Genomic DNA, 4,741 nt, shown 5'->3' on the forward strand with positions numbered 1-4,741 from the left:
CACGTCCACCGTCTGGATGCGGCGGGTCAGGACGCCAACGCGTTCGACCGCCGCGCGGCCCCGTTCCACCTCCACCATCGTGTAGAACCCCACGCCCGGGTCGTCGAACCCCTTGCCGTCCGGCGCCCCGCAGTAGACCGCAAGCGTGGAGCCGGCGCGCTGTTCCTCGTGGCGGTGAATGTGCCCCAGGGCCACGTAGTCGTAGCCGGCCTGTCCAAGCGCGCAAGCCGCCAGGGGCAGGCTCCGGTCGTGCGCGAGGGGATTGGCGCCGGCGTCGTCCTGCATCAGCGTCCCGTGAAAAACGCCGATGTGATAGCCACTGTCCGCGGCCCGAGGCGGGAACGCGTCCACCGGCGGCCACGCCCGGGTCACGCCGCCGGTGTAGGCGCAGGAATAAACATATACCGCCTTTCCTCGGGCTGCCACCGGCCCGAGCGCCTCCGGATTGGCGTTTTGCACCAGAAGCCCCGGCCAGCGGTCGGCCCAGGCCCGGTAGACCGAGTTGGGGTAGGTGATCTCGTCGTGGTTGCCGGGAACGGTGACCACGCCCGTGCCGGCCTCCTGGAGCCGCCGCAGGGCGCTTACCACCCGCGCCACCAGCGCCTCGTCGGGCGCGTGGCTCTCGAAAAGGTCTCCCGCGATGACGACGAGGTCGACGCCGTGCGCGGGATCCAGCGCCCACGCGACCGCGTCCTCCAGCCGGCGGTCGCGCTCCTGCTGCCAGCCCCGCGCCTGCGCGTCGGGCAGAAACGACGGAAACCAGCCCAGGTGAAGGTCGGCCAGGTGCAAGAGCCTGAGCATCGAGCCGCCCTCCGTTCCGGTTGCGACAGGCGCGCAAGTGCGCCAGGTGGGCTTTGAATGGATCTTCCGGGACAGTCCCGCGGCTCCTTTCTAGGGTCGTCTATAATGGGATCGGTTGGCCTCGGCGGACTCGGGGGCTGGCAGGCACACGGATGGGAGCAAGCTCCGTTCTGCGCAGAGCGGTCATGCTGGCCGGGCTTGTGCTCGTCTTCACGGGAACCGTTCTCGGCAGCCGCGCCGGGTGGGCCGGCGCAGACGTGCTGGCCCAGGTCATGGCGGACGTTCGCCGCACCACCCGGCTCATCGACGGGCGTACGAGCGTGCTTCAGATCTACCATGCCCGGGCGTTCGGCCGCGACTGGCGCTTTACCGCCCGGATCACCAAGGAGACGAACCGGATCCTGGTGCAAAGCCCCGATGCGCCGCGGTTTTTGCCGAACGAGATGCAGCTCGAGCTGGTGCAGGTCGCGGACCTCCTGGAGGGCTACGATCTCCGCCTCGCCGGCCAGAGCCTGAGCCCCTCGGGAACGCCCGTGTGGGTCGTGGAGGGACAGCGGCCGGCCGGGGGCAAGGGTGCCCGGTTCGTGCGGTTCTGGGTGGAGCGCCCCACCGGCCTCGTCACCCACCTCGAACTGGCCTACTGGTGGGGCCGCCTGACCATCGACCAGACATACCAGCGGGTCGGCCCCCACACGGTGCTCGACCAGCAAGCCGTCCGGATCGACCCCCTGGGCATCCGGGTGCAGGTCCTCTACCGGGAATACGATTTCGAGGGGCGCTGACGCAAAACCCCATCGGCGTCCCGCTCCCGCCTCCAAGAGGATCGGGCGGGACCGGATAGAAAGCGGTTGCGTGGGGCTCATGAAAGTGGCCCGCGGGAAGGAGTCGACCTGCTTCATGTCACGGCGCGTCGGGGTTTTGACAGGTAGCAGCAACTCAAGCGGCATCCAGGCTTTTCTCTGGCGCCTGACGCAGCAGCTCGAGAGCCGGGGCGTCGAGGCGGTGGGGTTCGAGGAAGGGTGGCGCGGGGTGGTGGAGGGCCGGTACCGCGCGCTCCGTTCCGAGGAGCTGCGTCCCCTGGTCTTCCAGGCCGGCTCATCCCTTCTCACCTCCCGCACGGACCCGTTGAAGGACGGCACGCTCAGCCGGGCCCTTGACCGCCTGGCCGAAGCCCGGGTGGACGCGCTGGTGGCGGTTGGCGGGACCGAGACGCTGGCTGCCGCAGCCGCCGCTTCCCGCATGGGGGTGCGGGTCGTCGGGGTTCCCCAGGCGGTGGAGAACGACGTGATCGGCACCGAATCGTGCATCGGCTTTCCCACGGCGGCGCAGAGGGGCGTCGAGATGGTTTGCGCGGCGCTCTCTTCGACCTGGCCGGACGGGTGCAACCTGGTGGTGGAAGTGCCGGGCCGGCAGGCGGGGTGGCTTGCGCTCAGGATCGGAGTGGACACCTTCGCCGATGCGGTGCTGATCCCCGAGCTTCCGGCGGAGCCGGACAGTGTCGCCGGGCTCGTGAAAGAGAGCGCCGCTTCCGGGCGGCGTGCCGCCCTCGTGGTGGTGGCCGAAGGCGTACCCCTCGGCGAGACGGCGGGCGCTGCTGGAGCCGGGGTTGGCCATGCGCTCGCCGGCTACCTCCGGGAAGAGACGGGCCGGGACGTGCGCGTCCAGGTTCTCGGCGACGCGCTGCGAGGCGGGCCGCCCTCTGAGCGCGACCTCTGGCACGCCAACCTCTTCGCCGACCGGGTGGCCGAACTCATCGAAGCCGGGCGCTGCGGAGTCATGGCCGGCCTGCAGGGCGGCCGCATCGTGGAGGTGCCGCTGGAGAGGGCAGCTGGCGGGGTGCGCCAGGTCACGCCGGAGTGGCTGGAGTTTGCCCGGAAGGCGGTGGGCGCCCGGTGACGGCCATTCTGTTCGATGTCGGCGACACCCTGGTCGGTTTCCCGGTGGCTTCGTGGGACGAGGTGGACCGCGCCAGCATCCAGGCCCTGCACGCGGCGCTCCGCCGGCCGCTTGCGGACGGCACCCGCCTGGACGGCACGCTGCCAGGCCAGTCCGAGCTCCTGGGTGCGTTCCGGGAGGCCATCGTCGAGGCGCGGCGGCGGACGGCGCCCAGGCTGCAGGAGCTTCGGGCGCGTGAGGTGCTCCGGGAGACGCTGAGGCGGTCCGGGATCCTCGTCTCGGAGGCCGCCCTCAACGGGCTGGAGCGCGTCTGGGCGGAGCCGCGTCTTGCCATCCGCCGGGTCTATCCGGAGGTGCCCGAGGTCATCCCGGCGCTCCAGCAACGCGGCGTCCGGCTGGGCCTGATCTCCAACATCTGGGTGAGCGGGTACATCGTGCGGGAACACCTGGACGCGCTGGGGCTGCTGCGCCCCTTCGAGGCCGTGGTGCTGTCCTCCGACATCGGCTTCGTCAAGCCCCACCGGGTGCTCTTCGAGATCGCGCTGGAGGCCATGGGCGTTGAACCGGCCGAGGCCTGGTACGTGGGCGACACCCCCCACGCCGACGTGGCCGGAGCCAAGGGCGCGGGCATGGGAGCCGTCCTGGTGGATCGTCCGGCGTCGGCCCGCTTCGATCCTTCGCCGCCCGCCGACATCCCGCCGTACGGCGGCCCGGATCCGGACGCGGTGATCCGTGACTTGCGGGGCTTGCTTTCGCTGGTGTCGTGACGGGCCTGGATGCGGCCCGGTCGACCCCCTGGTTCCCGCCCGGCCGGTTTAAAATGAGAGTAGCTATGTCTTCGCCCCGGCGCCTGAGCCGCCAGATCCGCCGGCTCTTCTGGGCCCTTCCCCTGGTGGTCACGGGGCTTGCGGCCCTTCACCAGGCATGGCTCTACGCGGTCCTGCGCGTGGTTTCTCCCGCATGGCACCCCTGGGCCCAGCTTGCCATCTACGGGGCCACGGGCGTGGTGGTCGCCTGGCTTGGCCTTCGGCGGCTGGTGGACGCCATGGAGCAGCGCGAGCGCGCCGAAGACGAATTGCGCCAGGCGTACGCCGAGCTTCAGCGCACCCACCGGCGTCTTCTGGCCCTTCACGAGCTCGGTAAGCGGGCGGCCGCCGCTCTCGACGTACAGGAGGTGCTCACCCTTGCCGCCCGGGTGCCGGTCGAGGCCCTGGGCGCCCGGGCCACGGCCGTGGTTTACTTCGATCCGGAACGGGGCTGCCCCAATCTCGAGGTCACCTGGAACCTGAGCGACTCCGCCACCGCCCGCCTGCGCCGGGTGGTCGAAGCCGGGCTCGAGTCGAACGTCTGCAGCCGTTGCCAGGCCCTCAGCGCCAACATCAACGACCGCTGCCCGCTCCTGCTTCCGCTGCAGGACACGGCGCGCCAGGAGGACATCGGCGGCGTCACCTGCTTGCCCTTTTCCATCGGCCAGCAGCGCGTGGGGGTTCTCGCCACGTACCTCCGCTATGGCGAATCGCCGGACCCGGACCGCATCCGCATGCTCAACATCCTGGCCGCAGAACTGGCGCCGGCTCTCGAAGGTGCCCGCTTGCGGTCGCGCCTGGTCACGGCGCTCAACGCAAGCCGCGACCCCAACCGCACCCCCGATGACCTCTACACGCTGCTGCGCCGGGCGCTCGGCACCCTGCTGGAGGGGTGGGGTGCGGACGCGGGCGCGGTGCTCCTGCTCACCGGCGAGCCGCCGGCCTGGGACGTGAAGGTACATCACAACCTGGGCGACATCGCCGGCCCCCGCTTCGAACTCGTGCTGCGCCTGGCTCGCCTGGCCCAGCAGCGGGGCCACCCGGTGGTGCTCCCGAGGATGCGCGCTCTGCATGGGCTGGGTTCCGTTGCCGCCGTTCCGCTGGTGGCGGAGGGGCAGATCCTCGGCGTCGTGGTCATGGCCTCCCGCGCCGCCGGCCAGTTCGCCCTGCACCAGATGGAGATGCTGGACGCGGTCGGCGCACACCTGGCGCTTACCGTTCGAAACGCTCAGCTCTAC

5 protein-coding genes are annotated in these 4,741 nt (G+C 70.9%); 4 read left to right on the forward strand and 1 reads right to left on the reverse strand.

Annotated features, from left to right (window positions below; genetic code table 11):
* On the reverse strand, positions 1-801 hold an 801-nt coding region (locus AB1609_15785; GenBank protein ID MEW6047913.1), incomplete at its 3' end, for a DNA repair exonuclease.
* A 152-nt stretch (positions 802-953) separates the two neighbouring features.
* On the opposite strand from AB1609_15785, the gene AB1609_15790 reads away from it, so the two are divergent.
* The 4 genes from AB1609_15790 to AB1609_15805 all read left to right on the forward strand — a co-directional run.
* Complete coding sequence (locus AB1609_15790; GenBank protein ID MEW6047914.1) at positions 954-1,583, forward strand: hypothetical protein; 630 nt, start codon at positions 954-956, stop codon at positions 1,581-1,583.
* A gap of 115 nt (positions 1,584-1,698) precedes the next feature.
* Positions 1,699-2,697: a 6-phosphofructokinase gene (locus AB1609_15795; GenBank protein ID MEW6047915.1), complete on the forward strand. Its 999-nt coding sequence runs from the start codon at positions 1,699-1,701 to the stop codon at positions 2,695-2,697.
* Complete coding sequence (locus tag AB1609_15800; GenBank protein MEW6047916.1) at positions 2,694-3,464, forward strand: HAD family hydrolase; 771 nt, start codon at positions 2,694-2,696, stop codon at positions 3,462-3,464. The genes AB1609_15795 and AB1609_15800 overlap by 4 nt, the downstream gene beginning before the upstream one ends.
* Positions 3,465-3,529: 65 nt before the next feature.
* Positions 3,530-4,741 (forward strand): GAF domain-containing protein (locus tag AB1609_15805; protein MEW6047917.1); only part of this gene is annotated, 1,212 nt, incomplete at its 3' end.

The organism is Bacillota bacterium (genome assembly GCA_040754675.1).
Taxonomy (GTDB): Bacteria; Bacillota; Limnochordia; order Limnochordales; family Geochordaceae; genus Geochorda.